This window comes from Methylotenera sp., assembly GCF_030653755.1.
Taxonomy (GTDB): Bacteria; Pseudomonadota; Gammaproteobacteria; order Burkholderiales; family Methylophilaceae; genus Methylotenera.
Window position 1 is genome coordinate 1 of the sequence record NZ_JAURYU010000044.1, and the last position, 21,722, is coordinate 21,722.

General features: G+C 43.3%; 21 protein-coding genes. 4 read left to right on the forward strand and 17 right to left on the reverse strand.

Features of this window, described 5'->3' with window-relative positions:
- Positions 1-252: 252 nt before the first annotated feature.
- Positions 253-1,452, reverse strand: a complete 1,200-nt coding sequence (gene tyrS / locus Q7U33_RS07600) for a tyrosine--tRNA ligase (protein ID WP_304859335.1) — start codon at positions 1,450-1,452, stop codon at positions 253-255.
- 104 nt (positions 1,453-1,556) lie between these two features.
- Here tyrS and Q7U33_RS07605 point away from each other — a divergent pair, with 104 nt between their 5' ends.
- From Q7U33_RS07605 to gltA, 3 genes are all read left to right on the forward strand, one after another.
- The gene (locus tag Q7U33_RS07605; protein WP_304859339.1) at positions 1,557-2,939 is read left to right on the forward strand and encodes a M23 family metallopeptidase; all 1,383 of its coding nucleotides are present in this window, start codon (positions 1,557-1,559) and stop codon (positions 2,937-2,939) included.
- Positions 2,940-2,962: 23 nt separating this feature from the next.
- Entirely contained in the window at positions 2,963-4,063 is a 1,101-nt protein-coding gene (locus Q7U33_RS07610) for an anhydro-N-acetylmuramic acid kinase (RefSeq protein WP_304859342.1), read from the forward strand.
- A 76-nt stretch (positions 4,064-4,139) separates the two neighbouring features.
- Positions 4,140-5,438, forward strand: a complete 1,299-nt coding sequence (gene gltA, locus Q7U33_RS07615) for a citrate synthase (RefSeq protein WP_304859345.1) — start codon at positions 4,140-4,142, stop codon at positions 5,436-5,438.
- 217 nt (positions 5,439-5,655) lie between these two features.
- Here the strand turns inward: gltA and Q7U33_RS07620 are convergent, their stop codons facing one another.
- From Q7U33_RS07620 to rplM, 12 genes are all read right to left on the reverse strand, one after another.
- A complete protein-coding gene (locus tag Q7U33_RS07620; protein WP_304859348.1) occupies positions 5,656-5,961 on the reverse strand; it encodes a Na+/H+ antiporter subunit G in 306 nt (101 codons plus the stop codon).
- The gene (locus Q7U33_RS07625) at positions 5,958-6,227 is read right to left on the reverse strand and encodes a K+/H+ antiporter subunit F (RefSeq protein ID WP_304859351.1); all 270 of its coding nucleotides are present in this window, start codon (positions 6,225-6,227) and stop codon (positions 5,958-5,960) included. The genes Q7U33_RS07620 and Q7U33_RS07625 overlap by 4 nt, the downstream gene beginning before the upstream one ends.
- Positions 6,221-6,709 (reverse strand): Na+/H+ antiporter subunit E, encoded by a 489-nt coding sequence (locus tag Q7U33_RS07630; RefSeq protein ID WP_304859354.1) that lies wholly within the window; start codon positions 6,707-6,709, stop codon positions 6,221-6,223. The genes Q7U33_RS07625 and Q7U33_RS07630 overlap by 7 nt, the downstream gene beginning before the upstream one ends.
- Entirely contained in the window at positions 6,706-8,241 is a 1,536-nt protein-coding gene (locus Q7U33_RS07635) for a monovalent cation/H+ antiporter subunit D (RefSeq protein WP_304859357.1), read from the reverse strand. Before Q7U33_RS07635 ends, Q7U33_RS07630 begins: the two co-directional genes overlap by 4 nt.
- Positions 8,238-8,606 carry a Na+/H+ antiporter subunit C gene (locus Q7U33_RS07640; protein WP_304859360.1) on the reverse strand — a complete coding sequence of 123 codons (369 nt, stop codon included), beginning with the start codon at positions 8,604-8,606 and terminating at the stop codon, positions 8,238-8,240. The genes Q7U33_RS07635 and Q7U33_RS07640 overlap by 4 nt, the downstream gene beginning before the upstream one ends.
- On the reverse strand, positions 8,606-11,398 hold the full coding sequence (locus Q7U33_RS07645; protein WP_304859363.1) for a monovalent cation/H+ antiporter subunit A: 2,793 nt from the start codon (positions 11,396-11,398) through the stop codon (positions 8,606-8,608). The genes Q7U33_RS07640 and Q7U33_RS07645 overlap by 1 nt, the downstream gene beginning before the upstream one ends.
- A gap of 304 nt (positions 11,399-11,702) precedes the next feature.
- Positions 11,703-12,068, reverse strand: a complete 366-nt coding sequence (erpA, locus tag Q7U33_RS07650; RefSeq protein ID WP_304859366.1) for an iron-sulfur cluster insertion protein ErpA — start codon at positions 12,066-12,068, stop codon at positions 11,703-11,705.
- A 90-nt stretch (positions 12,069-12,158) separates the two neighbouring features.
- Positions 12,159-12,530 carry a polymer-forming cytoskeletal protein gene (locus Q7U33_RS07655; protein ID WP_304859369.1) on the reverse strand — a complete coding sequence of 124 codons (372 nt, stop codon included), beginning with the start codon at positions 12,528-12,530 and terminating at the stop codon, positions 12,159-12,161.
- 78 nt (positions 12,531-12,608) lie between these two features.
- The gene (locus Q7U33_RS07660; RefSeq protein ID WP_304859371.1) at positions 12,609-12,959 is read right to left on the reverse strand and encodes a DUF6776 family protein; all 351 of its coding nucleotides are present in this window, start codon (positions 12,957-12,959) and stop codon (positions 12,609-12,611) included.
- 4 nt (positions 12,960-12,963) lie between these two features.
- Positions 12,964-14,016 carry an N-acetyl-gamma-glutamyl-phosphate reductase gene (argC, locus tag Q7U33_RS07665; protein WP_304859373.1) on the reverse strand — a complete coding sequence of 351 codons (1,053 nt, stop codon included), beginning with the start codon at positions 14,014-14,016 and terminating at the stop codon, positions 12,964-12,966.
- Positions 14,017-14,133: 117 nt separating this feature from the next.
- The gene (gene rpsI, locus Q7U33_RS07670; RefSeq protein WP_019896537.1) at positions 14,134-14,526 is read right to left on the reverse strand and encodes a 30S ribosomal protein S9; all 393 of its coding nucleotides are present in this window, start codon (positions 14,524-14,526) and stop codon (positions 14,134-14,136) included.
- A 9-nt stretch (positions 14,527-14,535) separates the two neighbouring features.
- On the reverse strand, positions 14,536-14,964 hold the full coding sequence (gene rplM, locus Q7U33_RS07675; protein WP_019896538.1) for a 50S ribosomal protein L13: 429 nt from the start codon (positions 14,962-14,964) through the stop codon (positions 14,536-14,538).
- 341 nt (positions 14,965-15,305) lie between these two features.
- On the opposite strand from rplM, the gene Q7U33_RS07680 reads away from it, so the two are divergent.
- A complete protein-coding gene (locus Q7U33_RS07680; RefSeq protein WP_304859379.1) occupies positions 15,306-17,612 on the forward strand; it encodes a hypothetical protein in 2,307 nt (768 codons plus the stop codon).
- A gap of 78 nt (positions 17,613-17,690) precedes the next feature.
- Here Q7U33_RS07680 and ubiA read toward each other — a convergent pair whose 3' ends face one another.
- The 4 genes from ubiA to Q7U33_RS07700 form a co-directional block, all read right to left on the reverse strand.
- Positions 17,691-18,569, reverse strand: a complete 879-nt coding sequence (gene ubiA, locus Q7U33_RS07685) for a 4-hydroxybenzoate octaprenyltransferase (protein WP_304859382.1) — start codon at positions 18,567-18,569, stop codon at positions 17,691-17,693.
- On the reverse strand, positions 18,566-19,114 hold the full coding sequence (locus Q7U33_RS07690; RefSeq protein ID WP_304859385.1) for a chorismate lyase: 549 nt from the start codon (positions 19,112-19,114) through the stop codon (positions 18,566-18,568). The genes ubiA and Q7U33_RS07690 overlap by 4 nt, the downstream gene beginning before the upstream one ends.
- A gap of 45 nt (positions 19,115-19,159) precedes the next feature.
- Positions 19,160-21,199, reverse strand: a complete 2,040-nt coding sequence (gene recG / locus Q7U33_RS07695) for an ATP-dependent DNA helicase RecG (RefSeq protein ID WP_304859388.1) — start codon at positions 21,197-21,199, stop codon at positions 19,160-19,162.
- A gap of 98 nt (positions 21,200-21,297) precedes the next feature.
- On the reverse strand, positions 21,298-21,684 hold the full coding sequence (locus Q7U33_RS07700; RefSeq protein ID WP_304859390.1) for a RidA family protein: 387 nt from the start codon (positions 21,682-21,684) through the stop codon (positions 21,298-21,300).
- Positions 21,685-21,722: the final 38 nt, after the last annotated feature.

The window sequence follows — 21,722 nt, forward strand, 5'->3', positions numbered from 1 at the left end:
GCACCCACACTTATCAGTTGTTATATTGTTAAAGAACTTTTTGTTTCCCCGTTACGCTTTGCGTTAACGAGGTGCGCATTATACAGAGCTTTTAACGCTCGTCAACCTTAATTTCGTAATATTTACTCATTAAAATTAACCGTACTTTTTACTGCGCCTTCTACTACTTTATACTTTTCGCTAACGTTGTTTCGTCAGCGAGGTGCGCATTCTACAGCGCTTTTAACTTTGGTCAACCCCTATTTTAAAATGTTACATAATTGTTACATTTGCAAATTTACGCTTACCCACTTGTGCAATTACAGCACTGCCTTTTTTAACAGTCAAAGTCTTGTCTGTCACTTTCTCGCCATCCAATTTAACACCACCCTGCTCAATCGACCTGAAGGCTTCGGAGGTACTGCTCACTAGGCCAGCCAACTTCAACAATTGAGCAACACCAATACTCTCAGACTCAGCCACCACCTCTATTTGTGGGATATCTTCTGGTACACCACCTTTTGAGCGCGTCTGAAAATCTAGCAATGCCTTATCTGCATCCTCTTTACTATGAAAACGCGTGACAATTTCTTGAGCGAATTGAACTTTGATGTTTCTAGGGTTGGCACCAGCACTAACATCAGCCTTCCACTGCGCAATGGTTTCCAATGATTCAAATGAAAGCAACTCTATATAACGCCACATTAATTCATCTGAGATAGACATTATTTTGGCAAAGATAATTTCTGGCGCTTCCGCGATACCTATATAGTTACCTAAAGATTTAGACATTTTATTAACGCCATCTAAACCTTCAAGCAACGGCATGGTAAGGACACATTGGGGACTTTGCCCTGCTTGCTTTTGCAGCTCACGACCCATTAACAAGTTGAATTTCTGATCCGTACCGCCTAGCTCAAGATCAGCATTTAACGCAACGGAGTCATAACCTTGTAACAAAGGATATAAAAACTCGTGAATCGCGATTGGCTGATTACCTTTAAATCGCTTTGAGAAGTCATCACGCTCTAGCATTCGCGCGACGGTATGGCTAGCGGCCAACTTAAGCATACCAGCAGCACCAAGCTCAGTGAGCCACTTAGAATTAAAAACAACTTCAGTTTGTTCTGGCTTCAGTATCTTAAATACTTGAGCCGCATATGACTTTGCGTTTTCCTGCACCTGCTCTGCAGTTAATGGCGGGCGCGTTGCACTTTTACCTGTCGGGTCGCCTATCATGCCAGTGAAATCACCGATCAGAAACAACACTTGATGCCCAAGCTCTTGAAGCTGACGTAACTTATTAATAAGTACAGTATGCCCAAGATGTAAATCTGGTGCCGTAGGGTCAAAGCCAGCTTTAATTCTTAATGGCTGACCTTTTTTAAGCTTTTCGACCAACTCCGCTTCGATTAACAGTTCATCTGCGCCGCGTTTAATCACTGCAAGCTGTTGGCTGATTTCAATATTCACGTTTTAACGTCCTTAAACTATATTATTTTTACTGCTAGTTTATTTGTATAAACTAAATTTTCTGTTAGTATCAAGAGCTGAAATAATTAACTAAAGGTTAGCCCGTGGATATCAACGAGCCCAATCATCACCAATCAACCCAAGATTCTATTTTAACGCAAAACGCCAATAAAGCTGAACGCAAGTTGCAGCGCCTTTCAGAGCGTAAATTTAAGTTGCGCTGGATATTGGCGATTTCTTGTTTACCGCTGTTTGGTATTTACACCGCTTTTGGTATTGCACCTCAAACCCTAACAACTAATATCACTACATCTATGGTGGTTGAAGAGTTGAGTTTACCTACGCTTGAACAAGCATTAAATGATGAAGTCAACCTAACAGAAAAATTTTGGTATAAAGATCATGTGCGCAGAGATGACACATTACAGAGTGTTTTAGCGAGACTAAACATTCGCAACCGCGATGTGCTTGAATTCATTCGCGCAGATAGCGTTGCTAGCGAAATTGCACGCTCAATCATCCCTGGTCGCCAAGTAAAATCAGAAACCGATGCAGATGGAAATCTGTTTCATTTTGAATATCAAATTAGCGCTAATCAGTTTTTAACGATTACCAAAACTGTTGATGGTTATGAAGCCCGTCAAGATGAACGCGCTTTAGAAGTTCGTCCAGTACTAAAATCGGCAATGATTCATAGTTCACTATTTGGCGCAACAGATGCTGCCAACATTCCAGACCATATTGCAATCCAGCTCGCAGATATTTTTGAAAGCGAGATTAACTTCCATACTGATTTACGTCGTGGTGACCGATTCAATGTCATTTACGAAGGCAATTACGATCAAGGAGAGCTGATTAAATCAGGCGAAGTTTTAGCTGCCGAGTTCGTAAACAATGGCAAAACTTACCGTGCTATTGGCTTCCGAGATAGTAACAATCAAATGCAATACTACACACCAGAAGGCAAAAGTATTCACAAGTCGTTTTTACGCTCACCTTTAGAGTTCAGCCGCGTAAGCTCTGGCTTTAGCGTTGCAAGGTTCCATCCTGTTCTACAAAGAATGCGTGCGCACAAGGGGGTAGACTTTGCGGCGCCCACTGGAACACGCATTAAAGCCTCGGCTGATGCTGTTGTTGATTTTGTAGGCACCAAAGGCGGCTACGGCAATGTCATCATCCTCAAGCATGCGAATGGGGTAAGTACAGTGTACGGACACCTTTCACGCTTTGCGCCAGAACTACGCCGCGGCTCAAAAATCACGCAAGGGCAAATGATTGGTTTTGTCGGAATGACCGGCGTGGCGACAGGCCCACATTTGCATTATGAGTTTTTAATCAACGGCAAGCATCAGGACCCAATGAAAGTTGCCTTACCAAAAACCAATGCGATTCAAGGCGACAATAAGGCTCAATTTGAAGCTATTAGCGGCCAAATGACTGCTCAGCTAAGATTGCTAGGCACAAGTAACATCGCCGCATTAGAATAATTCACCTCAATTAGAACACCATCATGGCTAGCCAGCTTTTCATCGGGTTGATGTCGGGCACTAGCCTTGATGGTGTTGATGTTGCATTGGTAACATTCGACCATTTGCAACATCCCCAGCTACTTAAAACACACTTTACAGCGTACCCTACAGATTTACGCAACCAAATCCTTGCCCTACAACACCCCACAGATAATGAATTAGAAATTACAGCACTCATGGGCAATACACTTGCTCGTTTGTATGCAAAAGCAGTTAACGAGTTATTGTCGGATGCAGAAATTGATGCAGGCACGGTTACTGCGATTGGTTGCCATGGACAAACTATCAGACATCGTCCAGAGCTAGGCTATACCATGCAAATTGGAAACGCTGCGTTGTTAAGTGAACTCACGGGAATTACTGTTGTAAGCGATTTTAGAAGTAGAGATATTGCCGCCAATGGACAAGGTGCGCCATTGGTACCCGCATTCCATCAAGATGTTTTTGCTCACAATCAGCGTAACCGTGCAATTATCAATATAGGTGGTATCGCCAATATTACCTACCTGAGCAATACTGGCGAGGTATTCGGTTTTGATTCTGGTCCAGGCAATATGCTATTAGATGCATGGACTAAGCAACATCTAGGCTTAGACTACGATACCGATGGCCAATGGTCCAGTACTGGCAATATCATTGAACCTTTGCTGTCTGCCATGTTAAGTGAACCTTATTTCTCTGCACTGCCACCTAAGAGCACTGGTCGAGATCTATTTAACGATGCATGGCTAAACCATTGCTTAACTACGCAAACATATGCACCCAATGATGTTGCACGTACATTGGTTGCATTAAGTGCGCACTCTATTGCAAACGCTGTAAAACAATACTGCGGTCAAGTAGACGAAATATACCTTTGTGGCGGTGGCGCTAAAAATAAGCTACTAACTAGCGGCCTACAGTCACTTATAGGATCGACGCACTTAGAAACTACTGAAAAACTAGGGATGGGCGTTGACTGGGTTGAGGCAATTGCCTTTGCATGGCTGGCGAAAAAGTGCCTATCACAAGAAAGTGCTAACCTACCAGAAGTCACTGGCGCAAAAGGCTTACGCATTTTAGGTGCAATTTACCAAGCATAGTAAGCTTTTATCATTCATCTGCCCGCATTGATAAAGTATAATCACAGTAAATGATGATTAGAACCGCAAAAACACCATGAAAAATAATACAAGTACAGCTACGCTCAGCTTTGACAATGGCAAATCACCAATTGAATTACCAATGCTCTCAGGAACATTGGGTAATGATGTGATTGATATCCGCACATTAGGCAAGCACGGGGTATACACTTACGACCCTGGTTTTATGTCTACTGCTGCATGCGATTCCAACATTACATTTATTGATGGAGAACAAGGCTTACTGTATCACCGCGGCTATCCTATTGAAGAACTTGCCGAGCACTGTGATTACTTAGAAGTTGCCTACTTGCTAATGCATGGCGATTTGCCGAATGCTGCAGAGAAACAGCAATTTACCGACACCATTACTGGCAGCACAATGCTGCATGATCAACTCAGCAATATTTTCCGCGGATTCAGACGTGATGCACATCCAATGGCAGTCATGGTGGGTGTTGTGGGATCACTCTCTGCGTTTTATTTTGACTCGATGGATATTCTGAATCCAAAACACCGCGAGATATCTGCACACCGCTTACTTGCAAAAGTGCCAACAATTGCTGCATGGAGCTATAAATATATAAGTGGTCAACCATTTATGTACCCGCAAAATCATCTGAACTATGCGGAAAACTTTATGTACATGATGTTTGCCACACCATGCGAAGAATACGTGCCTAATCCTGTATTAGCGAAAGCTTTTGAGCGGATTTTAATCTTACATGCTGATCACGAACAAAATGCATCAACCTCAACCGTACGCCTAGTTGGCTCTAGTGGCGCGAATCCATTTGCTTGTATTTCAGCAGGTATTGCATCACTTTGGGGTCCAGCACACGGTGGCGCTAATGAAGCCACACTTAACATGCTTGAGGAAATTGGTGATGTTTCACGCATTGGTGAGTTTATAAATCGGGCAAAAGACAAATCAGACAGCTTTAGGCTCATGGGATTTGGTCATCGCGTTTATCGCAACATGGACCCAAGAGCAGCCATCATGAGGAAAACATGCCATGAGGTGTTGGATGTACTTGGTTTAAATAACGACCCAATGTTTAAGCTGGCACTAGCTTTAGAGAAAATTGCACTGGAAGATGAATACTTTGTATCACGTAAACTCTACCCTAACGTCGACTTTTACAGTGGCATTGTAATGCGTGCGATGGGCATTCCAAACAGCATGTTTACTGCTATTTTTGCACTTGCTAGAACTGCGGGCTGGATTGCTCAATGGTCTGAAATGCATTCAGACCCTGAAGCAAAAATTGGCAGACCTCGCCAACTGTATACAGGCACAGAAAAAAGATCGTTCGTTGAATTAAATAAAAGGTAGTGACAAAACACAATAAAGGTGTAGCTACTCTTGGTTGCACCTCTTGATTTTACCTAGGCATTCATAGCGGGCTTTTCACAGTCAAACATTATCTTAACTTGGGCTAGGCCATAACTATCGCGGCCTCAATTAATAAGTTAAGCCCCATTTATGAGGACTTCACTTACTTTGTACACATGTATATCTAGCAACACCTTCATCACAAAATAACTAGTCGCTATTTGCTTACCCTGCTTGCTATATGCAACGCCGCTTTTGTCAGTAGGTGTGCACTCACTGGCGCGGTAATAAAAAGAAATACCGTAGCGACTATTTCATGCAAACTAATACCATCACCTGTGACACTAAAGTAGATAGCCGATGCCATTACCATTGCGCCCACGCCTAGCGTTGTGGTTTTAGTTGGTCCATGCACACGCATAAAAAAATCTGGCAATCTCGCCAACCCTATTGACCCTAGCAGGGTAAAACCAGCGCCGACTAATATCAGAAACGAAATGAGATACTCTACCCAAATACTCATTCGATGATATTCCCGCGTAACATGTATTTAGATAAAGCCACTGTTCCCACAAACCCCATGATAGCAATCAGCAGCGCGGATTCAAAGTAAGCGCTATTATTCATATAGATACCAATCAGCACCAGTAAAGCAATAGTATTAATATATAGCGTATCTAGTGCAAGGACACGGTCTGTCATATCAGGCCCAATCACCATTCGATATAAGCTTAGTATCATCGCCAACGCAATCATCACAAAGGCAATAGGCACCACGGTATTTAACATGAAAATATCTCCTTTAACGGCTTTTCATAGCGAGTCTTGATTGACTTAATTAATGTCTCAGCATCATCCACATTAAGCGCATGCACTTGTAGCACCCAGCGCGAGCGGTCAATATCAATAGAAACGGTCCCTGGTGTCAGCGAAACAATACTCGCGAGCAAGGTGCCAACAAATGGATCTTGCATATCTAAAGGAACCTCTACGAAAGCTGGTTTTACTTTACCTAGTGGGCCAAGCACCAACTTCGCCACGCCAATGCTGGCGAGCAAGATATCCCAAAGTACAATGCCAAACAGACGGATAGCCGGTAATAATTTTACTTTTTCTGGACGCTCTGGCCAAAATCGCTGAGTCAATACTGGCAAGCCGATTGCCAGAATAAAAGCTAAAATAAAATGCCCTGTGGAGGAAGCATTGTTTAGCGCAATCCATACCAAAAAGATGGCTACTGATAGCGCTGGATGCGGTAATAGCCGACTCATGGCCTAACTCCTCTTTGAATGTCAGCATGATGAGGAATAACGGCTTCAATATATTGTTCGGGCGCATGCAATTGCTCAGCAGCTCGCAGCGTAAAATCAGATAAAGGTTGCGCAAAAATAACTAACAATAAGGATACAGCGATTAAACCAAAAGTCGCTGAATACTGAAAGATGCTATGTTGAAACGAGGCTGGTCTTGGCGCAGAGGCTAGGTCATTTGGTGTTTCCCAAAATAAACGACTGCCAGCTTTAGCCAGCGCTATTGTTGTGATAAGGCTTACTATCAGTATAATCGTCCATATTGCTGGCATCATTACGCTTTCCTTCACGGCGAAAAGCAACATTAGCTTACCGACAAATCCTGAAAATGGCGGCAAACCAGCAGCCGTTGCTGCAAGTATGAAATACCCTAGCTTGAGCTTATTGTCTGATGCCCATTCAGTAATAATAAATGCGTCACCAATATGACCACGCGCATTGCTGATTAAATCAGCCATCATAAAGAATGCAGCACCAACAACGGCTGATTGCACTAAGTAATAAAGACCTGCGGCCGTTACCAGCTCATTATTCAAAGACGGCACAATTAACAGCAGCCCTGCTGAGCCTAATATGAGCCACGCAACCAACGACTGTAGACTTTTTGCACTTAATAAACCTATGGCAGCAAACACTATCGTTGCTAATGCCGCGACAATTAACCAGCTATCTAACAAGCCATGCATCACTGGTGCCGCACTAAAGGCGATCATCTGCACATGCAAAATAGCGACAATACCCACCTTAGTCATTATCGCGAACAAAGCAGCCACTGGCGCGCCTGCAGCACTGTAGGCATGTGGCAACCAAAATGAAAGTGGCAACACTGCCGCTTTAAGCAGAAAAACCGCCATCAATAATGCCCCTGAAAGTCTAACCAGCGAGGCCTCTGTCGCAGATACTGTTTTAAGCTGCATCGCAATATCAGCTAAATTAAGCGTCCCTAACGTTCCGTAAATCAAGCCTAGCGCTACTAAAAAAACCGCAGAGCCTGCCAAATTAAGAGTGACATAAGCAAAGCCTGCACGACTTTTGTTAAGTCCGCTACCGTGTGCTAGTAAAATATATGATGCGAGTAACATGACTTCAAAAAAAACAAAGAGATTAAAGACATCCCCTGTTAAAAATGCGCCGTTGATGCCAACTAACTGCAATTGAAACACCGCATGAAAATGTCGACCTTTACCATCAAAACCAGCGCTCGCGTAAAGCAATACGGCTGCCGAAAGTAACGCCATCGTTAATACTACCAAGGCGGCTAGCCTATCAGCCACCAGCACAATGCCAAAAGGTGCTTGCCAATCGCCCAATGCATAAACAAGCGGCGCAGGTTGATCAGCAAGTAGCAATAAATTAACTGACACTGCCAACAATAGAGTGACTGCCAATGCGCCCACACCCCGCTGCCAGCTGAGCTTACAAGCGCTCATCATCAATAGCACGATGCTAGCGATGAATGGCACTAATATAGGCAAAATCGGGCTGTGATTCATAGACGACGCTTTGGTAATTGATTAGATGCTGAGTCAGCTGTTTTTTCTATCATATCGACATGATCATCACCAGACTCTGACAGCCCGCGCAATGCTAGTGTCACAATATATGCAGTCATACCGAAACCAATCACTATAGCAGTCAGCACCAGTGCCTGAGGAATAGGATCGGTATAACGCACAATATCAGCACTGATGATTGGGGGCGCATTTACCACTAACCTGCCGCTGGCAAAAAGAAACAAGTTAACAGCATAAGACGTGAGCGTTAAACCAATAATCACTGGAAACGTGCGTGCGCGCAACATGAGGTAAACACCGCATCCGAATAATAAGCCAATTGCAATTGCTAATATTGCCTCCATCAGACGCGCGCCCCTTTCATATTTAGTCGCCCCAGTTCAGTTAAAATCAGCAGAACCGTTGCCACGACAACCAAATAAACCCCTAAATCAAAAATAATCACTGAAGCTAGCTCAATGTCTCCAACCAGAGGGATTTCAATATGACCGTGGGCGCTGGTGAGAAACGGTCGTACAAAAAACCAGCTGATCAAGCCCACGCCTGCAGCCATCGCCAGCCCCAACCCTAAGATAGGTGGGTATGACTTTGGTAGTCTATCTTCTGCGAACGCAAAACCGCCAGCCAAAGACTGCAAAATCAAGGCAACGCCTGTGACTAACCCAGCAACAAAACCTCCGCCAGGCAAATTATGCCCTCTTAAAAAGATATAGACGGCTACCGCTAAGGCTAATGGCAACAATGGACGCATTAACATTTTCAGAAATAAGGGATGAGCATCCTCCGCCCATAAACGGCCCGCACTATCCGGCATAGGCTGCATCAGACGCAATTGATTCAGTAAAGCATGCGTCCCTAAAGCGGCCATTGCTAACACCGTAATTTCACCCAACGTATCAAAACCACGGAAATCCACTAAGATGACATTCACGACATTACTGCCTCCGCCGCCTGGTACTGACTGCTGAAGATAAAAATCAGAAATGGTACTAAAAGAACTGGTCAACAGCTCAAAGCTGACAAAGGCCATACCCAAACCAATACCTAGCGCAAGCAAGACATCTCGCACTACACGAGTCTTAGACGATTCTTTCGGCGTATATTGCGGCAAATAATGTAACGCAAGCAACATCAGCACCGTTGTAACGACCTCAACTGAAAGTTGAGTCAATGCTAAATCTGGGGCTGAGAATCGCACAAAGATCAAGGCAACAACCAGCCCCACAATGCCAATCAAAATAATGCTTAACAAACGGCGATGATGCATAAATACTGCACCCAGCGCGCCTAATGCTAATGCAAAAAAGGCGATGCCACTGGCAACATCTAATGGCAATGACGAAACCGCATTCACCATACTGCCACCGCTAATAAACGCCCAAGCGCCATAAATGAACACAAACAAAAAGAATACGGCCATGTAACGCTGTAATGATCCATTGTCCATAATTAATAAAATATTTTCAGCATAAGCCGCCAAGTTTTGATACGCCCGCTCAAAAAATGTTCGGCTACTAATCGTTGGCAATTGATCGTTCCAACGCATCAACGTACTGCGCATCATATATAAACCAACACCGCCAGCCAGCGCTATCAAGCTCATCAAGAATGCGAGATTAAATCCATGCCATATCTTTAAATCATACACAGGCAAGGTAGATTGCAAAGTTGCCCCTGCAGCAGATGCCAATAAGGCGCCTACAGACCAAGCAGGAAAGATGCCGACAAGCAGACACAACACGACCAAAACCTCTACTGGCACACGCATCCAACGGGGCGGCTCATGAGGCTGACGCGGCAAGTCGACAGGCTCTCCATTGAAGAATACGTCATGAATAAATCGCACTGAGTAAGCCACTGCTAGTACACCAGCGATAGTGGCAAATATTGGCAAAATCCAATGTGAATTTCCAAATCCTTGAAACACGATAGACTCAGTAAAGAACATTTCTTTGCTTAAAAAACCATTGAGCAATGGCACGCCAGCCATTGAGCCTGCTGCGAGCATCGCTAACGTTGCCGTGATAGGCATCAGTTTAAACAAACCGTTGACACGTCGCATGTCACGAGAGCCACATTCATGATCAATAATACCCGCGGCCATAAAGAGTGATGCCTTAAATATTGCATGATTGATAATATGGAACACCGCTGCAACCACAGACATGGGTGTACTTAAACCAAAAAGCAAGGTAATTAAACCAAGATGACTAATCGTTGAATAAGCCAATAAACCTTTAAAGTCATTACGATACATTGCCAGATAAGCACCATAAACCAAAGTAATTCCACCGATGGCACTTACACTAAACAACCATGCATCAGTACCTGAAAGCACAGGATAAAACCGGGCAAGTAAAAATACACCCGCTTTAACCATCGTAGCCGAGTGTAGATATGCAGAAACAGGGGTTGGAGCCACCATTGCATTAGGCAACCAAAAATGAAATGGGAATTGTGCAGACTTTGTAAAAGCACCGAGCAACACCAAAGTAAGAATCGTAGGATATAACGGATCTGCTTTTATTTGCGTTGCGGCTGCAATCACATCTGTCAGCTCATAACTACCAGCAACGTTGCCTAACAGCAGAACACCTGCGAGAAAAGCCAAACCACCAGCACCTGTGACGACTAACGCCATCCTCGCCGCAATTCTAGACTCATGCGACGCTGATTTATAAGCAATCAATAGAAATGATGAGAGGCTGGTTACTTCCCAAAACACCACCATCATAAGTAGATTTTCTGAAAGCACAACCCCTAGCATTGCAGACATGAACAGTAACAATAGTGCGTAAAAACGCCCTAACTTGTCATCCTCGGGTAAATAATAGTGAGCATACAAAACGACCAGTATGCCAATCCCCAGAATTAGTATCGAGAATAACATGCTTAAGCCATCAAGGCGGAATGATAGGTTTAGACCAAAACTTGGCAACCAGTCAAAATGTGCAATGACAGTTTGTCCACTAATTGCACTAGAAAAGAGTGGTGCAAGCGATGCTAGGCACAATGCCATGACAGCACCTGCCGCAATAGCAGCTGCTTTCCTGCCGTAGCGCTCTACCATTAAAGGCAAAGCAACGCCAGAAACTGCAATGAAAAGTGTTAAAGGCAACAATACGCTTTCAATCATTGCAAAGATTAATCAAAAATATCATGTGCAATTAAATTTCACACCTTAAGAATTGAGGTTAGCGGGATTAATATACTCAGGTCATTAATAACGTGCTTAGTATTATTATTTGCGTGCTGAATATTACTCAACACCTGTTACTACGAGACTATGCCGCTTGCACAACAAGGAAACTCTCGTTCTGTTGAATGCAAACTGCAGTCTATTAGCACTGTAGATAAACAAACACGCTCAGTCAACCTAATGCTCACATTTATGAGCATTCAAGTTAACACAAGCGTGTAAATTTGCGTTTAATTAAATCTTAAGCTGAGAAAGATGAGCCACAACCGCAAGTTGTTTGTGCATTTGGGTTACGAATCACAAACTGTGAACCCTGCAAGCTATCTTGATAATCAATCTCTGCGCCCATCAAGTACTGTAGGCTCATCGGGTCAATTAACAATGTCACGCTATCCTTTTGCACTTGAGTATCATCGTCGTTCACGTCCTCTTCAAACGTAAAGCCATATTGGAAGCCTGAACAACCGCCACCGCTCACAAAAACACGTAATTTAAGATCTGGCGAACCTTCTTCTTCAATTAACTCTTTTACCTTTTTAGCCGCATTATCGGTAAAAACTAAAGGCGAAGGAATGTCTAGTTCCTGAACTTCTGCAACTGTACTCATTGTGTACTCCTAAAATTTCAATTAAATATCTTTTACTAATATGCGACCTAACGCAATGAATTTCAATAGCAAATACTGTTAAGCTTTACTTTACTCTGCTTTATCATCCAAATACACTAACTTTCCCTCAATCACTGCACCTGTATGCATTTCAAGGGTATTGTAATAAACATCGCCAGTCACGCGTGCTTTAGTTTGTAGCTCTATATATTGCGCAGCCTTTACTGGCCCAATAACAGCACCATTAATCACCACTTTGGAAGCGGTGATTGCACCTTCTATGCGCCCGAGCTCACTAAGTATTAGTGTACTTGGTTGATCATTAGGTTCAGCCACTGCACCGATGACTGTACCATCAACACGTAAACCACCTGAAAAATGAATGTTGCCTTCAACGCGCGTGTCCACGCCAATTAGAGTGTCTATCGTATTTTGAACGCGATTACTTTTTTTAAAAAACATCTTAAATCCTCTAAACTTTAGCAACTGACCAGCAGACAAAGACTACACGCAAGACAACGACATACTATAAATTAAGTGCTACCGCTTACTATTCATCATATTCTTATAAAAAGCCAAATCCTCTTTGATATGAATATTTTCATCTTGCACCTCACGCAACTCTTTACTGAGAACACTCTGCGCCGCCTGTTCTATTTGTAACTGTCGCTCCACTTGAATCACCTTTGTATTCAAGGCCTGATTATCAAGCAAAGTCTGCCGTAAACTCTCACTGCCTGTCGCAAATTGCCAATAAGCAATGAGATAACCCACCCCAATAAATACAAACGTAGTGCCGAGCTGAAAATACCATGGGCGCTTAGACCGCACGGCAACCTGCTTAGCAGTTAATCCAAAATGACGACGAATTCTACGGCGAACAGGTTTCATTCGTTCAAGGCAATAACGGCAAAACTTCTAAACCACTATGCTCATCAAGGTCAAACATGATATTCATATTCTGTACCGCCTGTCCTGCAGCGCCTTTTACCAAGTTATCTTGCACCACCACCAATGTTAAGTAACCTGTCGCTTGCTGTTGATGTAATGCAATGCGCAACTGGTTTGAACCGCGTACTGATCGTGTTTCTGGCAAAGCACCTGCTGGCATCACATCAACAAAACGCTCATGCTGATAACGTTGCTCATACAAGGCTTGCAAATCTACCGTCTTAGCCACATCGGTCAGTTTAACGTAAATAGTTGAAAGCATGCCACGTATCATCGGTATTAAATGCGGTACAAATATAAACTGCACATCAGCACCTGCCAATTGCGTAAGTTGTGCATGAATCTCTGGGTGATGACGGTGGCCAGCCACTCCATACGCTTTCATACTATCACTAGCTTCTGCAAACAAAGTAGCCACTTCGGCTTTTCTACCTGCGCCAGAAACACCTGACTTAGCATCAGCAATAATCGGTGCAGAAAAATCAATGTAACCTTGCTCTAGTAACGGTGCCAACCCTAACAAGACTGTTGTTGGATAGCATCCTGGGTTACCAATGACTTTAGCTGACTTAATATTTTTACGATAAAGCTCAGGTATCCCATAAACAGCATCCTGTAAGACATCTGGGCAGCTATGTGGCATTTTATACCACTTCTCAAAAACAACAGTGTCTTGCAAACGGAAATCTGCTGCAAGATCAATGACCTTAACGTTAGCATCCAACAGCACTTGTGCCTGACTCATGGCAACACCGTGCGGTGTCGCAAAGAACACCACATCACATGCACTTAAATTTGCCGTTGCTGGATCAGAAAATGCTAAATCAACATAGCCACGTAAACTAGGAAACATATCAGCAACTGGTAGCCCAGCTTCACCACGTGAGGTAATCACCGTTAACTCTGTGTGCGGGTGCATTGCCAATAGGCGCAACAACTCAACACCTGTGTATCCAGTGCCACCTACAATCCCTATTTTAATTTTCTTAGATGCCATTTTGTTTAATTAATTACCCAAGTTGTCTGATTATAAGCGCTCTATGTTTTTCATCCAATAAAAAAGGCCGCCAAAGCGACCTTTTTCAAACTCCACCGCCAAATAGCGTTTAACGTATTAGCGTTTAGAGAATTGTTTACGACGACGCGCTTTGCGTAGACCAACTTTTTTACGCTCAACTTCACGTGCATCACGTGTCACGAAACCAGCGTGTGACAATGCACTTTTCAATGTAGCATCAAAGTCAATCAAAGCACGTGTGATACCGTGACGCACAGCACCTGCTTGACCAGACTCACCGCCACCAATCACGTTAACCATGATGTCGAAGCTAGCTGTGTTGTTTGTTAACTCTAAAGGTTGACGCAAAATCATGCGTGATGTCACGCGTGAGAAGTACTCATCAACCGGCTTGTCATTAACAATGATGTTGCCTTTACCTGATTTTAAGAATACGCGCGCTACAGAACTTTTGCGGCGACCCGTACCATAATTGTATTTACCGATCATTTTTTATCCTTAGATGGTCAATGGTTGCGGTTGTTGTGCCGCGTGGTCATGCTCACTACCTGCATAAACCTTCATTTTTTTGATCATTGCATAGCCTAAAGGACCTTTAGGCAACATGCCTTTAACCGCTTTTTCTAAAGCGCGACCTGGGAAACGATCTTGCATTTTAGAGAATGTTGTTGTGCTGATGCCGCCTGGGTAACCAGAGTGGCTATGGTAAAGCTTACCATCCGCTTTATTACCAGTTACTTTTAATTTGTCGGCATTAATAACAACTATATAATCACCTGTATCAACGTGAGGCGTATAAATTGTTTTATGTTTGCCGCGTAAACGGTGTGCAACTGCGCTAGCTAGACGGCCTAGCACTAGGTCTGTGGCATCAACCACAAACCAATCGCGCTTCACTTCGTGTGATTTTGCTGAAAAGGTTTTCATTGTGTTACCAATACTATGAGCTAAAAAAATTAAGAGGCGGATTTTATGCTAAAGAAATATGTTTTGTCAAACAGTATTACACTATAGGACTTAATATTTTTTAAGTTTATTACCAACTTGCAACTATATGCTTTAAGAACTATACCGAACAATTTGTATCTATCTATCTGATGAGTACTCATGCCAATATGCATTGGCATGAAATGTGCTTTTTATTTATGGTAAAGTAGCATTGATTTACAATGGTTTTACCATATTAAGTTAAGCAAGAACAAGATTCTAACAGACCAGACTAACAATGCAATCAAAATTTAGTATAACAATTTGAAAACAAACATATTTTGAGACTATTCATACCCCTTATTTTAGCCATCTATGCTAACGCGAGCTTCGCGCTTAGCATTGGAGACGCTACGCTTAAATCATATTTAGGTGAGCCTCTGATTGTTAAACTAAATGTCACTGACGTCGAAAAATCACCAGATTCCAATTGTTTTACGATTACAGACACGAATGATACATCTGCTTTTAGAAAAGCACTCTCTACATTAGTGCCATACAAAAATGGTTATCAACTCACCATCACTACGCAATCAGTGATTACCGAGCCAATTGTAAGTCTACGCGTCTCATATGGTTGCGAACCCCAACTTATTCGTGATTACGTTTTATTATTAGACCCAGCGCCTTATCATAGTGAAATGCTCACTAACACTGGCAACAGCACTCAAACCAGCGGCATTAGTAAACAGCCTGAGAAAGCTATCGATAATGTGAATACGGTTAGCCCATATAACAATAAGACTACCGTTGACTCTATTAACGATAGCACTAGCAAACCACAAGCTAGCACAAAACGAAACTCAAAGAAACGCCTAGCCAATTCACCGTCTACTACTGATCAAAAAATAATGGAGGCCTATGTAGGCAAGCAACAAAGTTCAGCCAAACCAACTCCAGCAACATCTAATAGCAGCAATAGTGAACTTGCAGCGCCAACCAAACCCAGCAGTTCTAGCGAGCCATACCTGAGCATTTCTGGCGGCAACCAAGTAACAAATGCATTGGGCGGACAAACAAATCTAGGCCTCAAATTTGAGAGAGAAATTGACCTTAACCGCACACAACCTATTGCTCCGATGGATAGTAGTGAAATGATGGATGAAGTAACTGTCATGACCAATCGGTTAACACACTTAGAAAAGCAGATTATCAGCTTACAAGCTCAAAATACTGAACTACGAAACGAGGCTACGCTCGCGAAAGCTGAGTTAGAGAATCAAAAATCCAGTTGGCTAGATTACTTTTTTATCGCCATGGGCGTCGCCTTATTGATTGCCATACTTACATGGCTGCACCGCACCTTTATTAGCAAGCGTTTAATTAAACAAGAGCCGAGCTGGCTTGATGCTGAACACACTGAATTCGGTGAAGATGAGCCAACATTCTCTACAACAACTATACAGCCAGCACTTGATAATAAGCAGACTAGAAATAATAATTTTTCAGCATCATTTCTCGATGATCAACCTTACGATGATCAAGAAAAAATGGCGCTTCCTAGGCCCAGCACGCTATCATTCACTGAGCATGTGATTGACGAACATGACAGCATCATCGACAATGCAGATGTTTTTATAGAGCATGAACGCCCGTTACTGGCGATTCAGTTATTACAAAACCATTTGAATGACTTCCCTACAGAGTCACCTAAGATTTGGCTTAAATTATTGTCACTTATTGAAACCGAAGGTACAGAGGCCGAATATGAAGCCGCTGCGATTGAGGCAAAAAAATACTTTAACATCAGGGTGCCAAACTATTCTGACGCTAAAAGTGAAGACACATCATCGATTGAAGATTTTTCAAATATCGTTGCTAGACTGGAAGGTGTTTGGGGATCGCCGTTTGCAGTTAAATTTTTAAATGATTTAATTTACGACCACCACGCACAACCAGCAGAAGGTTTCTCAGCCAAGAATTTTGAAGAGCTATTCTTTCTAAAAAGAATAGCCGAACTACTGAGTACTGGCGTCACCACTAGTCAACGCACGCTATATCGCTCCGCTCCCGCAATATCCGATAGCGAGGTTGAAAACACACCAACTGACACCAGTTTAGATAACTTAGCATTTAATGAAGCAGCATTTGGCAACAACATGCCTTTTGATCAAGTTTCACCAGCGGAATTCACAGAAGATCCAAGCAAGAGTGCAATCATTGATGATGAGTTTATGTCGGCCTCTTTTCTTGACACCCCAGAGCCGACCAAACTAAACAAGCTGACTAAAGAGGAGGCGCATTCACAATTTGAAAATTCTCCTTTTCAGAAAGTGCCGTCTTATGATGTAGACATGCTCGTAGACTTTGATGACCATATTGAAACTGATGCGCAGCCACTAGTCGTACCAGTATTGAAGGATGAGGCTGACGACATGGATATCTCACAAGACATAAAACAAGATATTTTAGAAAAAGATGACGTCAATCAAGAAATGGCAGAAGAATTTCACTTTCCACTAGATACTTATCCTGAGGAAACAGATTCCAAAGACAACACACCAACAGAAATTGATGAAAAGCCAACGCCGAAAAAAGGCAAGGATTCCAACATTATTGAATGGGACCTACCAAAGATAGACTCTTAAAATCAGGTAATGGCAATAACGCCCACTCAGTTTCTATACCTTCAACGCTTATTGCGTAGACTTGCTAAGACTTTAGATTTAGGTCGCTTTAATTAAGTAGTTAACCAATATGCCTGAGAATACAAAAAAGCCGAACCAATTATTACCCAAGAATGCTTGAAAGCATTTTGCTCTCAAGCGCCCCCTGATAAGGTAAAAGTGGTAAACCGCGACAAAGCCTGCACCAACCAAACCAGTGTAATAAGCGAACGATAACTTTAGCTGATAGCCAACAATTCCAAGTAACAACAATGTCATGCCATAACATAGCATTATGGCGACAACATCAAAGCCCCCAAAAGTGATGGCGGATGATTTAATTCCAATTTTCAAATCATCCTCTCTATCCACCATTGCATATTCAGTATCATATGCGATTGTCCAAAACACATTGGCTAACAAAAGCATCCACGCAACAGCAGGAACATGATTATCAATCGCAGCGAAGGCCATCGGGATGCCAAAGCCAAAAGCAATGCCTAAATAAGCTTGAGGTATCGCGAAAAACCGTTTCGTCAATGGATAGGTCAGCGCTAAAAACAAGGCCAGCAGGGATAACTGTATCGTCAACGTGTTCAATACACAGACTAATCCAAACGCTACCACGCTTAACCCTAAGGCTAAGCAATACGCCTCTTTCTTAGTCACCTCTTTATTGGGTAAAGGGCGATTTTTGGTGCGCTCTACCAAGCCATCATATTGACTATCTGCAATATCGTTCATCACACAGCCAGCGCTACGCATCAGCACTGTACCAGTGATAAATATCAATACAATTATCCAATCAGGCTTACCCGTACCAGCGATCAATAGCGCCCATAGCGTGGGCCAAAGTAGCAGTAAAATGCCAATTGGTTTGTCTAAACGCATTAAGCGTTCGTAGCTGTTGATTTTTTTGACGATGTCTTGTGTATTCATGGGGTAATAATATTAGGTAGGAAAACTTCAGTGACCATAATAGTAGCGCAGTTCAAACTGAACACCGAGCGTCGCGCCCATAGGCAAGCTGGCTTATTGACCAAGTGCTTGATTGCATGCTGATATAGCACATGGTTTGGTGATAGTTTTTTATAACTGAATGCAGTGCGCTTTACTTTTTGATTGGAAAATAAGGTTGCGCCAAGCGGCTTAATGCCCAGTTTACCTAAGCCATGCCACACACCTCGCAGACTTTTTCGTGGCAGGATGCTGTGTGCAAAAACCACAGGATTTTGACCGCCAAACAACAAAACATCGCGCACTAGCACCGCACTATCAGCATTCAATCGCAAGGGTGTTAATTCATCTCGAATCGGCTTGAGAAAGCTTACGGTTAACGGCACTACATTAAAGTCTGAGTAACGCTGCTGTAACTTGGCAGTTAATGATTGATTATTAATCAGCCACGAGCGATATGTATGACTTAACACTGGCTTAATTAACCAACGATAACGGGCTTGAGATGTATGTTTACGATTCTTCACATCTAGAATTATCGCATGTTGTTCATGGATTCCACTGTTATCTAGCTACACCTTTACCAACTCTCCCGCACTACTCATCCAGCGATCTAAATGTTGCTCAACTTCTACAGGGTAGTTTTTAAGCAATGCATCTGCCATTACTTTTGCGGTCTCCAGCAAATCCACATCACGTTCTAAATCGGCAATCTTCAACATCGGCACACCACTTTGACGCACACCTAATAGCTCACCAGGGCCACGAATCTGCAAATCTGCCTGTGCGATGGCAAAACCATCATTACTTTCATAAATCACTTTCAAGCGTGCACGCGCGGTTTCAGACAGCTTATTTTGGTAGAGCAAGATACATGTGCTTTTTGCAGAACCTCTACCTACACGTCCGCGTAGTTGATGCAATTGTGACAATCCCATCCGCTCCGCATGCTCGATCACCATCAGGCTGGCATTGGGGACATCTACTCCGACCTCAATTACAGTGGTAGCAACGAGAAGCTGCAAATGCCCTGCGCTGAACTCAGCCATCACGGCCTGCTTTTCTGATGGTTTCATACGCCCATGTACTAAGCCAATTTTAAGTTCGGGGAATTCATTTTGCATCAAGGCGTAAGTGTCATTGGCGGTTGCCAACTGCAATGCTTCAGACTCTTCAATCAAAGGGCAAACCCAATAGGCCTGATTGCCCTGCAAGCACGCCTCACGCACGCGCTGCAAAATTTCGTCGCGTCTAGCATCGGAAACTATTTTCGTCACGATAGGCGAGCGCCCAGGTGGCAATTCATCAATCACTGACACATCAAGGTCAGCATAATAGCTCATGGACAAAGTGCGTGGTATCGGGGTGGCAGACATCATTAACTGATGTGGCTCTGGCTGGCCTTTTTGGCGCAATGCTAAACGCTGATGTACGCCAAATCGATGTTGCTCATCAATAATCGCCAGACCTAAGCTTTTAAAACGCACCGCTTCTTGAAACAGCGCATGCGTGCCGACAACTAATTTTGCCTCTCCATTTGCAATAGATTCAAGCGCAGCCTCGCGATCTTTTTTGTTTTGGCTACCAGTGAGCCATGCGATTTTGATATTTAATGGCAGCAACCAACTTAGCATTTTTCGATAATGCTGCTCAGCCAATATCTCGGTTGGCGCCATTAGTGCGACTTGCCAGCCATTTTCCATACATTGCAATGCTGCCATGCAGGCCACTATGGTTTTACCGCTCCCAACATCCCCCTGCAACAAGCGCTGCATTGGATGTGCTTGCGTTAAGTCTCGCTCAATTTCTAAAGCCACCTTTTGCTGCGCACCAGTTAAAGCAAATGGCAAACTTTTTAGTAAAGCAGAAACCAGTTGTTTGGATGGCTTAAATTGTGGCGCGCTTACACTGCGTCGCCGTGCATAATGTTTGCGCATGGATAGCTGCTGTGCGAGCAACTCATCAAAAGCCAAGCGCCGCCAGTGTACTGTGGTCTTATTGTCTAGCGCTCGCAAATCGACATCAGGGCTTGGATGATGCAAGGCAATTAGACTGGCCTTAAAACTTGGCATATCTAAATTTGCGTACACTTGCGCAGGTAAAGTCTCATGCATATCAGCTTGTTGCAACGCGATGCGTATCGCCTTACGTAAACTTGCTTGACCAAGCCCTGCTACGGCTGGGTAAACTGGCGTTAGGGTTTCAGCAACTACGGTTTTTTCACCCACGGCCTTGCAGGTCGGGTGCACCATTTCATATCCAAAGAATCCATGACGCACTTCGCCATAAACACGTAGTTTAGAGCCGATTTTAAGCGCATTGATTTGGCTGGGGTAGAAATGCAAAAAACGCAAAGTGAGCTGGCCACTTGCATCTTCTAATCTGGCAATAAGTGCCTTACGGGGCTTATAGGTGACTTCCGCATGGACAATCTCGCCCTCCACCTGCGCAGATTCACCTATGCGTAAATCACGAATGGCTGCCACATGCGTTTCATCAATATAGCGCAGTGGCAAATGCAACAATAAGCCTTGTAAATTAGCGATACCAAGCTTTGCCAAATTGGCAATTAAGGGCTTGCTAAACGCTTTAATTTGACTGAGCTGTGTCACATTGAAGATTTTAGCCAAGGATAAATATACAAGTTAAATACATAACTCGCCTAAATTACGTCGGCATTACCCACATTTATCCTCGGCAAGTTTTAACTTTATACCACCATCACAGCGTCAGCCTCAACTAACGCGCCACGCGGTAATGAAGCGACACCAACAGCGGCACGTGCTGGGTAAGGTTGGCTAAAATACTCAGCCATGATGGTATTCACTAAAACAAAGTGAGATAAGTCTGTGAGGAAAATATTGAGTTTTACTACATCAGTCAAACTACCGCCCGCAGCCTCAGCTACCGCTTTAAGATTTTGAAACACACGGTGGATTTGTGCTTCAATACTCTCCACCATTTGCATGGTTTCTGGGTCTAGGCCGATTTGGCCAGACATATAAACGGTATTACCTACTTTTACGGCTTGAGAATAAGTACCAATCGCCGCAGGTGCGCCTTGTGTTTGGATAATTTGTTTTGTATTAGTTGTCATTTAATTAAACCACTCTTTGTTAAAAAAATAATGCGTAG

Excerpts from the sequence above, each read along its gene's own strand:
- ubiA (WP_304859382.1), bottom strand. The coding sequence starts at position 18,569 with ATGAATACACAAGACATCGTCAAAAAAATCAACAGCTACGAACGCTTA.
- rplM (WP_019896538.1), bottom strand. The coding sequence starts at position 14,964 with ATGAAAACCTTTTCAGCAAAATCACACGAAGTGAAGCGCGATTGGTTT.
- Q7U33_RS07610 (WP_304859342.1), top strand. The coding sequence starts at position 2,963 with ATGGCTAGCCAGCTTTTCATCGGGTTGATGTCGGGCACTAGCCTTGAT.
- erpA (WP_304859366.1), bottom strand. The coding sequence starts at position 12,068 with ATGAGTACAGTTGCAGAAGTTCAGGAACTAGACATTCCTTCGCCTTTA.
- Q7U33_RS07640 (WP_304859360.1), bottom strand. The coding sequence starts at position 8,606 with ATGGAGGCAATATTAGCAATTGCAATTGGCTTATTATTCGGATGCGGT.
- Q7U33_RS07645 (WP_304859363.1), bottom strand. The coding sequence starts at position 11,398 with ATGATTGAAAGCGTATTGTTGCCTTTAACACTTTTCATTGCAGTTTCT.
- Q7U33_RS07635 (WP_304859357.1), bottom strand. The coding sequence starts at position 8,241 with ATGAATCACAGCCCGATTTTGCCTATATTAGTGCCATTCATCGCTAGC.
- gltA (WP_304859345.1), top strand. The coding sequence starts at position 4,140 with ATGAAAAATAATACAAGTACAGCTACGCTCAGCTTTGACAATGGCAAA.
- argC (WP_304859373.1), bottom strand. The coding sequence starts at position 14,016 with ATGGCATCTAAGAAAATTAAAATAGGGATTGTAGGTGGCACTGGATAC.
- Q7U33_RS07620 (WP_304859348.1), bottom strand. The coding sequence starts at position 5,961 with ATGAGTATTTGGGTAGAGTATCTCATTTCGTTTCTGATATTAGTCGGC.
- Q7U33_RS07625 (WP_304859351.1), bottom strand. The coding sequence starts at position 6,227 with ATGTTAAATACCGTGGTGCCTATTGCCTTTGTGATGATTGCGTTGGCG.
- rpsI (WP_019896537.1), bottom strand. The coding sequence starts at position 14,526 with ATGATCGGTAAATACAATTATGGTACGGGTCGCCGCAAAAGTTCTGTA.
- Q7U33_RS07660 (WP_304859371.1), bottom strand. The coding sequence starts at position 12,959 with ATGAAACCTGTTCGCCGTAGAATTCGTCGTCATTTTGGATTAACTGCT.
- Q7U33_RS07655 (WP_304859369.1), bottom strand. The coding sequence starts at position 12,530 with ATGTTTTTTAAAAAAAGTAATCGCGTTCAAAATACGATAGACACTCTA.
- Q7U33_RS07700 (WP_304859390.1), bottom strand. The coding sequence starts at position 21,684 with ATGACAACTAATACAAAACAAATTATCCAAACACAAGGCGCACCTGCG.
- Q7U33_RS07630 (WP_304859354.1), bottom strand. The coding sequence starts at position 6,709 with ATGAGTCGGCTATTACCGCATCCAGCGCTATCAGTAGCCATCTTTTTG.